The sequence below is a fragment of the Streptomyces azureus genome (assembly GCF_001270025.1).
GTDB classification, from domain to species: domain Bacteria; phylum Actinomycetota; class Actinomycetes; order Streptomycetales; family Streptomycetaceae; genus Streptomyces; species Streptomyces azureus.
Genome location: NZ_DF968225.1, coordinates 1 through 14,287, shown reverse-complemented (window position 1 = coordinate 14,287; position 14,287 = coordinate 1). Strand labels below are relative to the sequence as shown.

Sequence of the window (14,287 nt, the reverse complement as noted above, 5' to 3'; positions counted from 1 at the left end):
ACGAGGGAGTCTTCCCATGAGCCTGACCGCCGCCCATACCCCCGCCGGTCCCCCGGAGCCCCGCGGGCCGAAGTACCCCTTCCACATCACCAAGGAAGAGGAACGTCAGTTGCGCCTCAAGGGCGCCGAGGCCCTCCCGTCGCTGGTGATCGGGCAGGCCACCTCGTTCGACGAGTACGCCCGCCAGCTGATGATCCCGCCGGCCGTCATGGACCTTGCACGCAAGGCCGAGGACCTGCGCCTGTCCGCGTGGGAGGTCGAAGCGATGCGCAAGCATCTGGCCCCCGCCGCCGAACCCGGCGACAAGGTGGGGCTGCTGCGCCAGATCCTGCTGGAGAAGTACAACCGTGACCAGACTCATCCGCCGTACATTCGCGTCGCCTGCTCCGGCCGGGGCGAGTACGACGACCTGGCCACCGAGCACGGCCCCCTCCACCCCGGTGGCCATCCGAAGGGCGATATCGGCTCGCCCGTCGTCCTGGAGATCTGGCCGGCGCAGCACTACTCGCCCATCCACTCCCACGGCCACACCACCGGCATCGTCTTCTGCCTCGCCGGCCAGCTCGACGTCATGGTCTACGAACACCTCGAGTGGGACGCCCGCAAGCTCGGCCTGCTCACCCTCACCCCCGGCCAGTGCGCCTGGCTCTCCAAAGACAACTACGCCGTGCACCGGGTGTACTGCCCGATGGACGGCGGCGACGGCACCACCGGCCCCGGCTACATGAACTCCACCGCCGAATTCGGCGCCAGCTTCCACGTCTACCTCAACCCGGAGCAGACCGCAGTCCACGACCACGACGGCGACAGCTACAACCGCGACATCTTTAACTACATCGATGAGAAATCCAAAAAGCAGCGGCCCTTCGCCACCGAATCCGACCTCTCCTGGCATATTCTCCGCCGCGTCCTGGCCAACACCCCGCTGACCTGAGATCAAGCCAGATTCGGGTTACGCAGACCGTGTTCGGGGGCGCGACAGCTGGCGGGGCATCGGTCAGGAGCTGTCGCTGGACCAGTCGAAACGGCAGTCGGCGGGCGCGTAGGCCGTTCACCTGCCCGGCCCCATAGGCCCTTCGCTGTTCTGCCAAGGTCTTGCCGGACGGGACTCAGGTGAAGCTGGGGGTGTTTCTTGCAAACACGAAGCCGAGGCGCGCCAAGCTCACCGCCGACAAACTCCAGCGACTGGCCGACCTCGGGCTGGACCTGGGCAGCGGTCTAGACATCTCAGCCGGCTACAGCAGGATCCGCCGCAGGACCGCCTCGTAGTCGTCGGCGGTGGGCGGGCGGTCCGTCAGCAGCGCCTGCATCAGCAGCCCGTCCATGGCACCCGCAAGCAGCCGGAGCCGTACGGGATCGCCGGTGTAGCGGGCGCCGAACTCGCCGACGGCGGCCAGCCAGTCCTGGGTGGGGCTGCGCAGCTCCGGGCGGCGGGCGGCCAGCAGATAGAGCTCGTACTCGGCGAGCAGGTGGTCGGGGCGGGTGACCACCGCGCACATCAGCTCTGCCAGCTCGCGCAGCCCGGCCGGCGAGGCGTCGGTGCGGGCGGCGAGCGCCCGCATGCGCGCGGCGTCCTGCTCCATGCAGCGGGTGAGCGCGGCGGTCAGCAGATCGTCGATGCTCTTGAAGTAGTACGCGGCGGCGGTGGCGGGCTGTCCGGCCTCGCGGGCGACGGCCCGGTGGCTGACTCCGGCCACCCCTTCGCGGGCCACCACACGGATGGTCGCCTCGATCAGCTCCTGTTTACGGCGTTCGCCCTTGAGACGACGGCCGTCCGTGGTCGGGTCGATCACCTTCACTCCCGCGCTCCTCGCCCCTGTGCCCGGCTGCTCCATGGACCGTACCTACTGGTCAGGGGCGGGCTCCGGCCGTGTTCTGAAGGCCACCGGCGGTGCCGCCCGGGGAGGGGGAGGTGCCGTCCCCGGCCACGGTCCCGCCTCCGGCGACGGCCTGCCCACCGGTCTCGGCGCCCGCCCCGGTCCCCGTCTCGCTCACGGCACCGGTCTTCCCAGTCTCGCTCACAGCGCCGGTCTCGGCCTCGGCCTCGCGGGCGGCGAGGCGGCGGGTGAGCGGCCTCTGGGAGACTATCCCGAGCAGCAGGGCCACGGCGCCCGCGGCGATGGCGACGGCGAAGCCCCCCGCAGGCCCGTACCGGTCCACCATCGCGCCGGAGACGGCGGCGCCCAGCGCCACGCCGACGCTCAGGCCGGTGATCGCCCAGGTCATGCCCTCGGTGAGCCTGGCCGGCGGGACGGTCTTCTCGATGAGGCCCATCACGACGATCATCGTCGGAGCGAAGAAGATGCCGGAGAGGAAAACGGCGCCGGCCAGGGTGGCGATGTTGCCGACGAGCAGCAGCGGCAGGGTAGTGAGCGCCGTGCCTGTGACGCCGAGGGCGAGCAGCCGGGGCAGCGGCATCGCGAGCTTGAGGGCCCCGAAGACCAGTCCGGCGAGGGCGGAGCCTACGGCGTAGACGGAGAGCACGATGCCGGCGCCGGCGGGTGAGCCCTGCTCCTCGGCGAAGGCCACGCTCACCACATCGACGGTGCCGACGATGGTGCCGCCCGCGACAAGGACCAGGGCCAGCAAGCGGACACAGCCGACTCGGATGGCGGATCCGCCCGAGCTGGCGTCTCCCTCGGGGCGGTGGACCGGCGGCTCGGTCCGCTTCTGCGGGACGAAGAGCAGCACGCCGATGGCCAGGAGCGCGGCGGCGACGAGCGGGCCGGCCTCGGGGAAGACCGCCGTGGAGAGCGCCACGGAGAGGGCCGGGCCGACGACGAACGTCAGCTCGTCCACGACCGACTCCAGGGAGAAGGCGGTGTGCAGCCGGGGCGAGTCCCGGTACACATGGGTCCACCGGGCCCGGACCATGGCGGCCATGTTGGGCAGGGTGCCGGCGAGCGCGGCGAAGACGAAGAGCGTCCACACGGGGGTGTCATAGCGGGCGCAGAGCAGCAGCGCCGCCATGGCGACGACGCTGGCGCCGGTGGCCGGGAGCAGCACCCTGCTCTGCCCCGCGGGGTCCACGAGGCGGGAGACCTGCGGCCCGAAGAGGGCCATGGAGGCGTGAAGGTCGCGGAGACGGCTCCGGCGAGCCCGTACTCGCCGCGCCTCTGGGACAGCATCGTGATGATTCCGATGCCGGTCATGGAGATCGGCATACGGGCCACGAAGCCGGCGGCGGAGAAGGCCACGGCGCCTGGGGCGCGGAAGAGTTCGCGGTAGGGATTGGCCACGGCGGAGGACACCTCCGGTCGATGGATCCGGACGAGAAGAAAATTGAACACTCGCAACATATTGAGCGAACGTTAGGTTTTCAACGCGGACCGTTGGGAGGTGCGCCGCTCCGCCGGGTGGTTACGTACTCGTGCTCCAGGTCGGTGAGGCACGCGGCTGCCTGCGCGCTGCGGCGGGAGGTCCAGCGGATCAGCTCGTGCGGGACGCCGGCGACTTCCATGACCGGCCGGCGGCCCGGGGCGACGGTGCGGGGGTCGCAGGCCAGCCCCAGCGCCTCGCACGCCTCCACCTCCGGTTCCTGCGCTATGGCCGGGCTCTGGTATCAGCGGTACCCTCGGTACCATGTCTCATCCCAAAGCCATGAACCTCCGCTTTCCGGATCCGGCTCAGCGGGCCGCGATCGAGGCCGCCGCGCGGCAGGAAGGTGTCAGCCTGCAGGAGTACATCCTGTCGGCCGCCTACGCCCGGGCCACCGCCGTGGAGGAGCGCTTCCTTGACGCGTTCAGAGCATCGATGGCCCGCAGCGGCGACGCGTTCGCAGAGGAGGCCGGCACGGCCGATCCCGCTGCGGAGCAGCGGTCTGCGGAGCAGCAGGCGCGGCGTGATCTTGAGGAGCAGCAGGAGCGGGGACACGCCGCGTGAGCCAGAACGATCCGCTCCACCCTCTTGACGTGGGCTTTCTCCTGCACGCGGCCGAGTTGCTCCCCGGTGATCCTCAGGTGGACGACTATGGCCCACTCTATGCGGCGGTAGCCCGGGTCAATGCCCGGGCTATGGAACGCGACATCTACGGGTCGGTGTATCTGAAAGCGGCCGCGCTCCTTCAGACTCTGGCGAAACTGCCGTGTCTGGAGCACTCCAACGAGGCCTTCGCCTGGCACTCCACCGAGGCTTATCTGGATCTGAACGGGCGTCGGCTCGACTATCCGCCGAAGGAGGCAGTCGCCTTGGTGCGGGACGCCGCATCCGGCGCGATGGGGGTCGGCCTGATCGGCCGCCGGCTGCGCGCGTGGAGCAGTTTCTGACCCGGCTGGTGTCCCCCTGGAAGCGGGCGCTCGCTGTCCGCCTCCCTCCGGAGGTGTGAGTGCCTCTGCCGAGCGGATTCCATCCTGGTCGTGGGTGCTTCCACCTGGGTACCGGATGACGACCACCCCGGCGCTGCGGCTGCGGGCCTGAGGTCCTCACCAAGCGGCCCGCGTCCACGGCGTCTGGCTGACACCGCTGTTCTCCAACGGGGAGCCGCCCGTCTCCGCGAGGAATCGCCAGATGGTGACGCTGGCCGCGGCCTGCGCGGGCAGCCGGGCGACCTGGACGGAGAAGAACCGCATCTGGTAGACGGAGCCGCGGACAACGAGGTCGCCCTGGTCCGGCCGGACGGCGGCCACCCGGTGTCACGCCGGACCGATGACCTTCTTGCGCATGTGCCCATAAACCACCGACGTCCGTACGTCGGCGAGTTCCGGGCGCTTGGCCAGCTTCTCCAGGACCACTGCGTGCAGATGGTCGGTGTCCCGGACGGCGACGTGCACGAGGAAGTCGTCGTTCCCGGTGAGGACGAAGATCGAGACGACCTCGGGCATCCCCTCCAAGAAGGTCTGGAAGGCCTCGATCACCGCACGTGTCGGCGGGCGGACCCGTACGGCGATCACCGCCTGCAACCCGCGGCCCATCGCCGCGAGGTCTGCCTCCGCATGAAATCCCGTCAGGATGCCGCTCCTGCGCAGCGACCGGATTCGCTCCAGACACGTGGACGGGGCGATACCGAGTTCCCGGGCCATGTCCCGGTTGGTGCGCCGACCGTCCTCCTGGAGCATCCGCACCAACGCCGAATCTAGTTCGTCCACGCTTGCCTCACCCCGCCGGATTCCGAAGGTAATTCGGACTCTTCGCATGACCTTCGATGATCTTGTTAACGTCCAGCCTAGTTGACCGGTTTTTGTTCGGTCCCAGCGCGGTGGGCGGCAGTGGGGTAGTAGAGAGGGGCGACTTGCTATGCGCAAACGAGGACCCACGGTGTGGGCGGTGTGTGCGGTCATGGCGGCCGCGCTGTTCTGGAGCAGTTCGTACGCGGTGACCAAGCAGGTGCTGGAGGATGTCGGCCCGCTCAGTATCGGCGCCATCAGGTTCACCCTCGCGGCGTTACTCCTGGGCGTGATGGTACGGCTGAGCAGGCACCGCCCGGCCCGTCCGGACCCCCGGCAGCGGCGGCAGCTCTACCTGAGCGGGTTCCTCGGCATCACCGTGTACTTCATCCTTGAGAACGTCGGCGTCGACCTGTCCACGGCATCCGACGCGTCGCTGATCGTGGCCACGTACCCGCTGATGACGATGCTGGTGGAACTGGTCGTCTTCCGCACCCGGATGCCGCTGCCGCGTGTGACGGGCGTGCTGCTGGCCACCGTCGGCGCCTTCCTCGTCGTACGCAACGGGGCCGAGGTCGGCGGCAGTTCGCGCTGGCTGGGGGACATCCTGCTGCTGCTCGGCGGGCTGGCCTGGGCCGGCTACAACGTGCTCGGCAAGCGCGCGAGCGCTGGCCAGGACGCCACGAGCGTCACCTACTACCAGACCCTGGCGGGCGCGGCCGGCTTCCTGCTCGCGTCCCTGCTGGAGGCCGACGACTGGCGGATGCCGGGCGCGACCGCCTCATCACTGCTGGTCTACCTGGCCGTGGCGTGCTCGGTCGGCGGCTTCCTGCTCTACAACTACGGCCTGCGCAGGATGGCGTCGAGCGTCGCGGTCAACATCCTCAACCTGGTACCGGTCTTCGGCGTCATCGGCGCCGTCGTGATCAACGGGGAGTCGATCCGGCTCGCCCAGGTGACGGGCGGCGTGATCATCATCATCGGGGTGGCGCTGGGCATGATCGAGCGGGGACAGGAGGCCGCGGCGAATCCGGGCGCGAGGGGAAGCGAGCCTTCCGGGACTGCGGCCGCTCGGACTACGGCAGGGGCGGGGCCCGTCCCGGACGAGCCCGAAGCGGCTGTACCGACCGCGCGTGGAGTGATCGACGGGGCTCGGTAGCCGCTAGGGGTGTCGCTCGCGAGCTCCTCGAAGAGTGGCGGCAGGATCGCGCCTATGCCCTTGGCGAACGGGGCCAGCTCCCGCGCGGTGACACCTTCTGCCCTGGCCACCGCCAGGGCGTGGGCATAGCCCGCCATGGTGGTCCAGAAAATGTCCAGCAGCGCGATGTCGTACGCCGCCGCCCGGCCGGTCTCCTCGCCGAGATGGGTGTGTGTGCCGCCGAGCTGAAGGGTGGGCAGGTGCTCGCGGCAGAGCTCCTCGGGGGCGCTAGGCGGCTGTAGTGCTGTCGGGGAGCAGCAGCTGCTCGCCGGACTGGTCGACGTCGCGGTATGGGACCGACATCGGCAAGCGGTCGCGTGCCGGGCGACATGTTTCACACCGTACGTCGGGCATCGGGCCACGAGATGGCGGTCGCGGCGGTGGCCGCGGTGACGGCGGCCAGACGCTCGTAGTCGAGCGTCCTCGGCAGGTCCGTCGACCGGTGGTAGTGCGGATTGCGGAAGTTCGCGGTGTCCGTGAGCATCAGCGCGGGGATCCCGCGGTTCCAGAACGGCGCGTGGTCGCTGCGCCCCAGGTGGCCAGCGGGCGGCACGGCCAGTCCGATCAGCAGGCCCAACAGGCCGTCGGGGCGCGGATCCCGCAGCAGCAGACCCGGGACCGCCGGAGACGCCGCCGCGGCGGCCCGCTTCCACTCCTCGGCCGCCTCCGCCGAGGAGCGCCGGTGCACGACGAGGGTGAAGTCGCCCCGGTAACCGCCCGCCCGGGCCTCGGCCGACGTCTCGGGGAAGATCCGCTCGAAGCCGGCGGGCAGTCGCTGCGTTCCCGGGTCGTCCACGAAGTAGCCGACCGACTCCAGGCAGATCATCCCCCGCACACCGCCGCGGCGGCCCAGTTCACGGGCCGCCTGACGGGCCCCGATCAGTCCGAGTTCCTCCATGTCGAACACTGCCAGGACGACGGGCGGGGCCACGGGCGCCTCCGACAGCAGGCGCGCCGTCTCCAGGAGCACCGCCACGCCCGAGGCGTTGTCGTCCGCGCCTGGACTGCCGCTGACGCTGTCCAGATGGGCACCGACGACCACGGCCGGCCCGTCGCCGGATCCGGGCAGCGAAGCGATGAGGTTCGCTCCGCGCAGGCGCTGGTGGAGCCGCGGTTTGAGGGCGAGGGCCCGGTGCCCGTGCCGGTCCGTCGAGCCGATCTGCCAGCGGGCGTCGAACGGATGCCGCTCCACCAGCCAGCCCGCGGCGGTCAGTTCGTCACGGACATACGCCTCGGCGCGCTGCATCGCCCGAGGTGCCCGCAGCCGACTGCGCGGCTCGACGGCGAGGAACTCCACATGCCGCCGCAGTCGAGCGGCTTCCGGAAGCGGCCGACCGTGCGTCGCCGTCGAGTCGTTGGTCACTGGCACTCCGATATGTGCGGGGTCAAGGACAAACTCGACCAGCCAACAGCCCCTGGACACGGCGCTGATCAAGGAGACAGAACTTAGGCGGCTCTGTCGATCGCCCAAGTGCGTTCGCTGACGTCATCAACGCAGAGACCGCACCCCGGCTGCCTGGGGTGCGGTCTTGTTGGAGCGCCGGGCAGGCCTTGCACCTGCATCTCCCCACAGGAAGTGGGGCGTCTTTCCTTGGACCACCAGCGCGAGGCACACCTACAGTGTTCTGCGGCACGCTCAAGATCAATATAGTGCAGTACAGCAACCAGGGCGCTACGCCGCGCAAAGAAGGTCACGCGCGTGAGCCGGTTATGGCGGCAGGGCCCCTCTGTGAGCGGGGGGTCTTCTCCCCCACCTTTCTTACGTCGATAGTGCGGGGGTCGACCGCCTCTCCGGGGGCGCCTTCTTGGTAGAGGCCTTCGGGTTGGGCGTCGCGGTCGTGTGGAAGGAGGAAGAAGACGCGGCGGCGGTAGAGGCCGCTGTCGGGGTCGGCTTCGGCGTGGTCGTCGAGCTCGGCGTAGCCGACCATACGGCCGTCGCGGGCGTAGCGGGGTTTGTTGCGGCGGCGGGGGGTCTTGTCGAGGGCTTGGCGGACGTAGTCGAGGTTTTCGGGGTTCTCCAGCCACACCACGTGTGCTTCGTGGGTGAGATCGCCCTCGGTCAGTAGCGAGCTCATAGCTGGTTGCCCTCCTTGGTGTGCGGGGCTGGATGGCGGTCCGCCTCGTGGTGTGGTGTGCCGCCTGTTGTTGAGCCTGCCCTGGCGGCTTCATGGTAGGCCGGTCCGTTGAGGGCGGGTAGGGGCATCTGGGTGCCCTGATGGGCGGGGCGGTGGCGCAGTGGTTCGCTGTGGTGGTGCGGCGGTTGGTTCATGAGGGTGTGTCCAGCAGGGCGAGGCCGGGGTAGTACTTGCGGCCGTTGGATTTGATCATGTCGGCGGGTGAGGCGAGGCCGACCTCTTGCCGAACGCGGGTGGCGAAGGCGCGGGCGCCTGCGGGGCGGATGCCTTCGCCGCCGCTGCACCAGGAGGCGTAGGCGGTGTAGAGGAGGCCTTGTTCGACGCGTAGGTCGGGCTGGGCTTCGAGGTCGCGGGTGCAGCATTCGGTGAGGAAGCGGCCGATGTGGTCTTCGGTGTTGGCGTACGCGGTAGTGGCGATGCGGACACGGTCGGGGCCTTCGAGGTTGTCGCGGGTGGTGAGGTAGCGGCGGGCGCCCTCGATGAGCCACTGCAGGATGCCGGGGCCTTCGTCACGGACGAGTTCGAAGGCCAGGTTGTCGATCTTGCGGTGGTCGGGGACGGTGCGTTCGAAGGGCAGCAGGCGGATGCGGCGCCAGAACGCGAAGCCACCGGTGGACACTTCGGGGCGGTGGTTGCCTAGTAGCCACAGGTGGTGGGTGGGGCTGAAGGAGAAGTAGTCCTGCCGCATGCGGCGGGCTTTGATTTTGTCTCCGCCGGTCAGGAGCCGGACGCGGGCTTCGTCGAACTTGTCGTTGGGCTTGAGTTCGCTGCAGACGATGAGACGGCGGCCGTGGAGTTCGGTGAGTTCGGTGGAGTGCTCGGAGAATGCGCCGCGGTCCATGAGGAATCCGGGTGGGGCGGCGTCGGCGTAGTCGCCCAGGACCTGAATCATGGTGTCAAGCAGGACGGACTTGCCGTTCTTGCCGTGTCCGTGGAGGAAGGGCAGGACCTGCGCGCCGACATCGCCGGTGATGGAGTAGCCGAGCAGCAGGTGCAGGAAGTTGATCATTTCCTGGCCTTCGGCGTCGCCGCCGAAGGTGTCGTGCAGGAAGCGGTGCCAGCGCGGGGTGGGGGTCTGCTGGGGGGCGACGCTGGTGGCGCGGGAGTGGAAGTCGCGGGTGGGGTCCGGTTTGCGCAGCAGGCCGGTGTTCAGGTCGACGACGCCGGCGGGGGTGCACAAGGCGTAGGGGTCGCCGTCGAGGGTGTCGGGATCCACGGAGAGGTCCGGGGAGGCCTTGGCCTGGGTGAGGAGCGCCTTCATCCCGGTGGTGGACAGAGTGCGCTTCTTGTGGTGGTGGAGCTCGCGGTCGCTGAACAAGCCTCGCGGGTCGCTGTCCGGCATGTCCTCGGCCATCTCTCCCGCGGCCCACAGGGCGGCTTTCTCGCCGCCGGTGCGCTTCCAGCGGTAACCGTCCCAGGAGAACCAGCCCAGGCCTTCGACGTGGCGGAACTGGTCGCGGTAGAGCTTGACGAACAGTTTGGCGTTGCCGCGGTCGGTGAGCGTGCCGGGCAAGAGGGCTGGCTCCGCCCAGGAAGGGGTGGCTGGGGAGGTGCTGGCCTGGGCGGGCAGGGCTGCGGGCGGAGGGGCGGCCTGTTCGAGGTCCAGCATCTGCTGAGCGGCGGCGCTGGCGTCGAAGCGCGGGGTCTCGGCGCTGCTCATGAACGTCCTTCGAGGTGGAGCGGGCGGGCGGCCCCGGCGACGAGGGCGTCGTCGACGATGCGTTCGTTGCGGGCACTCTGCCAGGGGCGCGCAGCCTCGGCAGCCTTGAGCAGCAGGGTCCGCGCGGTGCGTTCGTCGAGATGCCCGGCTGCCGTGAGTCCTCCGGCGGTGTATGCGGCCTTGTTGAGCTTCTCGGTGAAGGCCGCGCCTTCACGTGTGGCCGCGCACTCAGCGACCTCCAGGAGCAAGGGGTCCAGGACACGTTGCCCGTCGGCAGCGGTTCGGGGACGGCGGGCGCGGGGGACCTCGGGCTTGGGGCGGACCGGTGGGCGCTGGATCACGTGGCCGGTCCTCACGAGTTCTTCGCCGAGCCATTCGGGCAGGGGGGCAGGCAGTCGGGTCGGCCCTTCGCGCAGGTAAGTCCCCTGGGTGGTGCGGGTGGTGGGAGCGACGATGTAACCGCCGTCGGCCCGTACGTCGACCTGCCAGGCCAGGGCGACCTTGGAGCTGGATCCGGTCGAGCAGCGGAATCGTGTGGCTGGGTGGGGGTTTCGGTACCAGACGTGCAGACCACCGGAGGGGGTACGCACGCGCAGCGTGCTGTCGTCGTCGGCGGGACTGGGTTGCCGGCGTAGTGCCGCCAGGAGCGCGAGGGTGTCGAAGCCGGACGCCAGACCCTCCAGGTCGACAGAGTCGTGGATGGCGATGCCAGGCAGGAGGCGGTTGCGGTCGGGGACCGGCGCGGAGTGCGCGTCGATATCGATGACGATCAGGTCCGCTCCCCCGCAGGCCACGCCGACGCCCCAGGTTGGCGTGCGGGACCACCAGGCGTCGATGCGCGCGGCGTTGGTCGTCGCGGCGTGGAACCCGTGGCATGGACGGCCTGCGGGAAGGCAGGCGCAGTCGGCCGGCTGATGGTGCTGATCTTTGCAGGCTGCGCAGTTTCCCGCGGGCGTCTTGCGGCCCGGCGCAAGGGGATGGACAGGCCAGCCCTGCTCGGCGCACCACCGGGCAACGGCATGCGGTGTGGCAGGCCTCGCAGGGCCTGCAGGCACTCTCGTCGCGCTGGGGCCGGGCACGCGTCGTCCTTCTTCGAGGTTCTCGTTTCCTTCAGTCCCTGACAGGCCCCAGCTGATGCAGTGACCGCATGCTGTGGTGAGGGTCCCAAGGGACCGTAGGGACTGTGTTTTGGAAGAGAGTCTAGGACCCAAGAACGATGGTGGGCGGCAGCTCCCCCGCGTGGCGGCCTATCAGCTCTCAGGGTCCCTACGGTCCCTTGAGTCGCTCCACGGCACAACCGATGGGAGTAATGTCCGAATTGAGAGTGGCTGGAGGGACCGCAATTTCGCATAACCGGCAAGCGCATGCTCCGCCGCGCGGCCGGGACTGGAGCCTGAGCGCAGCCGTGAACAAGGCCGGACTTATCACCGAGCGGTGCCCCCAGGCCGCTACAGCCGTCGGCCCGCCACGGAGCGGCAGAGACGAAGCCGCCTGCCGCGGCCCTTTGGTCCCTCACCACAGTCCCTGAACATTTCCGCAGGTCGGAGGCGCGATGAACCACTCGCAAGGGACTGTAGGGACTGGAATCCTCAATTATCAGCCAGCTACAACCTGTAGACAGGCAGATGCGCCCGCGCGTACCTGCACACAAGACTGGCTCATAATTCCGAACGAGAGTCCCTTGAGTCCCTTGGCTGAGCTTCGTGCCCGTTTGACCTGCACTTTTACCCAGGGACTGAGTAGCAGGGACCGAAGAGGACACAGTCACTGATCGTCAGGTCGTTCGGTGGGACCGCTGTCCACCCAGATGTTGGCCGACAGGTGGCCAACCTCGCCCCCACCGGCTACCACTCCACCGAGGACCCTGACCGGCCTTCCAGCGGGGCTCCTGGCCCCGTGCAGCACCCCGGGCGCTGCACCCCGGTGTGGCGCCTTCTTCGTACCCTCGCGATCAATCCGGTAGCACCAGCTAAGCCGGCTTGTTCTGGAACAGCAGAACGCGCCAGGGGGCGAGCCCCGGCCCGGCGCCGACCGCGAAGCCGGAGCCGGTGGCACCAGGTGAACCGGGTGGTTCTGGTCCTCCAGAACCACCCGGCGGGCCGCATCGCGCCGCTCCGGTCGCCAGCGCTGCATGCCGGCTGCACGGCTGCTGCTGCACGGCGGCGGGTTCGGTGACCCGCCCGTTGGTCACGATGACCGCGACGTCGGCGCACAGGCCGTCGCCACTAAGAGATGATCTCAATTGGCGTTGTGCGGCGGCCGCGGCCGCCAGGCTGGGGCCACTGGATGAGTCCGGTGGCCCCAGCCGGATGGGGTCAGCGAGGGTTGTTCAGGCGGTTGCTGATTTGTTCGTGGAGTTCGTGCGGCAGGTGGATGGTCCAGCGGTCGGCGGCCTCGGCGGCCAGGTCGCGGCTCCAGCGCCAGCTGCTGCGTGCCGCGGTGCGCACGTCCTGGTCGCGGGCGGTAGCCGTGGTGGAGGTGTAGCGATGGCGGTCAGTGTCGGGCAGGTCCTGTTCGAGCGCGCGGCTGGGGGTGAGCCAGTGGGCTGTGGTGTTGCGCAACAGGCGGCAGAGCTGGAGTTGCTGGGGTGCGATGACGGTGTGCAACAGGGCGTGGGCGCGGGCGATCTCGCCGCGGGCGAGGACGTGGGCGAGCATGAGCGTCCAGTTGGTCAGCTCGTCGGTGAGCTGCTGGGCGGTGGTCACCGGCTCGGGCGGCTGGAAGGTGGCCAGCTGTCGGGCGGCCTGGGTGAGCCGGCCGGTGCGGTCGAGCAGGACGGCGTCGTCGGGGCGGGGTAGGTGCACCATCCCTTGCCAGGTGGGGACTTCGTCGATGCCGGGACCGGCCGGGGTGAGGTGGAACTCGCCGCGCATCAGGTCGTCGAAGACGACGGCGAGGATGCCGTACATGTTGGTGTAGGAGAGCTTGAGCGGGGCGAGCTGCGCCAGGAAGCCGGGGCCGTCGAAGTCGGCAAGATGGTCGTCCTGGATGTAGAGGTATGCCTCGATGTCGGAATGGGCGTCGGCCTCGCCCACGGTCCACGAGCCGTAGAGCAGTACGCCCTCCAGCCGGGCGTCGGCGTGGGCGAGCTGTCGCAGGCGTGCGATGCGGTCGTCCAGGGCGGAACGGGCAGAGTGAACGGACATGGTGTGGTCGTGTCTCCTGAGGTGAGCGTGCGGGCACGCTGACGGGGCCCGGCACCTGCCGGGCGGATGTCTGTGGACCGTCGCGGCCCGCTCAGGAGAAGTTGCCCATGATCGAGATCATAGGGGAATGGCTCAACCGCCGAGTCGGCGGAAGCAGATCAGGCTGACCGCGATACCGGCGAAGGCCAGGAAATGCTCGGCCTTGCGCTCGTAGCGGCGGTGCAGGCGGCGGCACCCAGACAGCCACGCCACTGTCCGCTCCACGGTCCACCGGTGGCGGCCCAGCTTCTGGGAGGACTCGATGTTTCTGCGGGCGAGGCGCGGGGTGATGTTTCGCGAGCGGAGCCATTTCCGCAAGTGGTCGTAGTCGTAGCCCTTGTCTCCATGGAGCTTGGCGGGCCGCCGTCGGCGTGGCCCGCGCCGGGAACGGATGGGAGGTATGCCCCGTACCAGGGGTTCAAGTCCCTGGCTGTCGTGCGTGTTCGCCGCGGAGATACCGATCGAGAGGGGCAGACCGGTCCGCTCGGTGATCAAGTGGATCTTTGAACCCTTCTTGCCGCGATCTACGGGATACGGACCTGTCAGGTCCCCCCTTTCATCGCGCGCATGTTCACCGAGTCGATGGCGCACCGCGACCAGTCCAGCTCGCCTCTGGCGCCGAGCTTGTCCAGGACCAGGCGGTGGAGTTTGCCCCCCACACACGGGCCTGGCTCCACTCGGTAAAGCGGCGGTGCGCCGTCGGCCCGGACGGGCCGAAGCCCGGCGGCAGCTGCCGCCATGTACAGCCTGTCGTGGCCACGAACACTATGGCCGCCAGCACCTGCCGGTCCCCATACCGACGTCGGCCCCCGCCCTGCGGCCTCACCGGAGCGGCCGGCACCACCTGCTGGAACAACTCCCACAACGCGTCCGGCACCAGACGCTCCACCATCGCCATCACGGCACCCAACCTAACGATCACGCCAGTTGAGACGCCCTCTTAGGGGTCCTTGCAGAATGATCTTCCTGTGGCACGGTGGAGAGGTACGTGATCCCGTGTTGTGTGG

The 14,287-nt window shown here is 69.2% G+C and carries 13 protein-coding genes and 3 pseudogenes; 4 read left to right on the top strand and 12 right to left on the bottom strand.

The genetic code is table 11. The annotated features are described in order from the left end of the window. Nucleotides 1–16 precede the first annotated feature (16 nt). Nucleotides 17–934: a cupin domain-containing protein gene (locus AOQ53_RS08580; protein ID WP_059416384.1), complete on the top strand. Its 918-nt coding sequence runs from the start codon at nt 17–19 to the stop codon at nt 932–934. A 301-nt stretch (nt 935–1,235) separates the two neighbouring features. On the opposite strand, the gene AOQ53_RS08575 is transcribed toward AOQ53_RS08580, so the two are convergent. The 3 genes and pseudogenes from AOQ53_RS08575 to AOQ53_RS08565 all read right to left on the bottom strand — a co-directional run bounded on the left by AOQ53_RS08575 (nt 1,236) and on the right by AOQ53_RS08565 (nt 3,529). Further along, nucleotides 1,236–1,799 (bottom strand): TetR/AcrR family transcriptional regulator, encoded by a 564-nt coding sequence (locus AOQ53_RS08575; RefSeq protein ID WP_236711628.1) that lies wholly within the window; start codon nt 1,797–1,799, stop codon nt 1,236–1,238. Between the two features lie 220 nt (nt 1,800–2,019). Beyond that, nucleotides 2,020–3,128: pseudogene (locus tag AOQ53_RS08570) on the bottom strand (MFS transporter); the annotation flags it as partial. 191 nt (nt 3,129–3,319) lie between these two features. Next, on the bottom strand, nt 3,320–3,529 hold the full coding sequence (locus AOQ53_RS08565; protein ID WP_059416382.1) for a relaxase domain-containing protein: 210 nt from the start codon (nt 3,527–3,529) through the stop codon (nt 3,320–3,322). A gap of 53 nt (nt 3,530–3,582) precedes the next feature. Here AOQ53_RS08565 and AOQ53_RS08560 point away from each other — a divergent pair, with 53 nt between their 5' ends. Then, entirely contained in the window at nt 3,583–3,882 is a 300-nt protein-coding gene (locus AOQ53_RS08560; RefSeq protein WP_236711625.1) for a type II toxin -antitoxin system TacA 1-like antitoxin, read from the top strand. Then, nucleotides 3,879–4,265 carry a fic family toxin-antitoxin system, toxin component gene (locus tag AOQ53_RS08555; RefSeq protein ID WP_059416380.1) on the top strand — a complete coding sequence of 129 codons (387 nt, stop codon included), beginning with the start codon at nt 3,879–3,881 and terminating at the stop codon, nt 4,263–4,265. The genes AOQ53_RS08560 and AOQ53_RS08555 overlap by 4 nt, the downstream gene beginning before the upstream one ends. A 156-nt stretch (nt 4,266–4,421) precedes the next feature. On the opposite strand, the gene AOQ53_RS08550 is transcribed toward AOQ53_RS08555, so the two are convergent. Both AOQ53_RS08550 and AOQ53_RS08545 read right to left on the bottom strand, forming a co-directional pair. Continuing rightward, complete coding sequence (locus tag AOQ53_RS08550) at nt 4,422–4,625, bottom strand: DUF6185 family protein (RefSeq protein WP_059416379.1); 204 nt, start codon at nt 4,623–4,625, stop codon at nt 4,422–4,424. Nucleotides 4,626–4,631: 6 nt separating this feature from the next. Continuing rightward, nucleotides 4,632–5,084: an Lrp/AsnC family transcriptional regulator gene (locus tag AOQ53_RS08545; RefSeq protein ID WP_078945208.1), complete on the bottom strand. Its 453-nt coding sequence runs from the start codon at nt 5,082–5,084 to the stop codon at nt 4,632–4,634. A 148-nt stretch (nt 5,085–5,232) separates the two neighbouring features. On the opposite strand from AOQ53_RS08545, the gene AOQ53_RS08540 reads away from it, so the two are divergent. Next, a complete protein-coding gene (locus AOQ53_RS08540; protein ID WP_059416377.1) occupies nt 5,233–6,261 on the top strand; it encodes a DMT family transporter in 1,029 nt (342 codons plus the stop codon). Here the strand turns inward: AOQ53_RS08540 and AOQ53_RS45895 are convergent. The 7 genes and pseudogenes from AOQ53_RS45895 to AOQ53_RS42675 all read right to left on the bottom strand — a co-directional run. Next, a pseudogene (locus AOQ53_RS45895) lies at nt 6,261–6,530 on the bottom strand (imine reductase family protein); the annotation flags it as partial. The gene AOQ53_RS08540 and the pseudogene AOQ53_RS45895 overlap by 1 nt on opposite strands. Before the next feature lie 104 nt (nt 6,531–6,634). Then, on the bottom strand, nt 6,635–7,663 hold the full coding sequence (locus tag AOQ53_RS47645) for a M28 family peptidase (protein ID WP_059416376.1): 1,029 nt from the start codon (nt 7,661–7,663) through the stop codon (nt 6,635–6,637). Between the two features lie 328 nt (nt 7,664–7,991). Then, nucleotides 7,992–8,375, bottom strand: a complete 384-nt coding sequence (locus tag AOQ53_RS08525; RefSeq protein WP_059416375.1) for a DUF6009 family protein — start codon at nt 8,373–8,375, stop codon at nt 7,992–7,994. 190 nt (nt 8,376–8,565) lie between these two features. Continuing rightward, nucleotides 8,566–10,095 carry a DNA primase family protein gene (locus AOQ53_RS08520; protein ID WP_059416374.1) on the bottom strand — a complete coding sequence of 510 codons (1,530 nt, stop codon included), beginning with the start codon at nt 10,093–10,095 and terminating at the stop codon, nt 8,566–8,568. Then, a complete protein-coding gene (locus tag AOQ53_RS08515; protein WP_059416373.1) occupies nt 10,092–11,150 on the bottom strand; it encodes a bifunctional DNA primase/polymerase in 1,059 nt (352 codons plus the stop codon). Before AOQ53_RS08515 ends, AOQ53_RS08520 begins: the two co-directional genes overlap by 4 nt. Nucleotides 11,151–12,410: 1,260 nt before the next feature. Next, entirely contained in the window at nt 12,411–13,241 is an 831-nt protein-coding gene (locus AOQ53_RS08510) for a hypothetical protein (RefSeq protein ID WP_059416372.1), read from the bottom strand. A gap of 132 nt (nt 13,242–13,373) precedes the next feature. Beyond that, nucleotides 13,374–14,172 (bottom strand): annotated as a pseudogene (locus AOQ53_RS42675) (IS5 family transposase). Nucleotides 14,173–14,287: the final 115 nt, after the last annotated feature.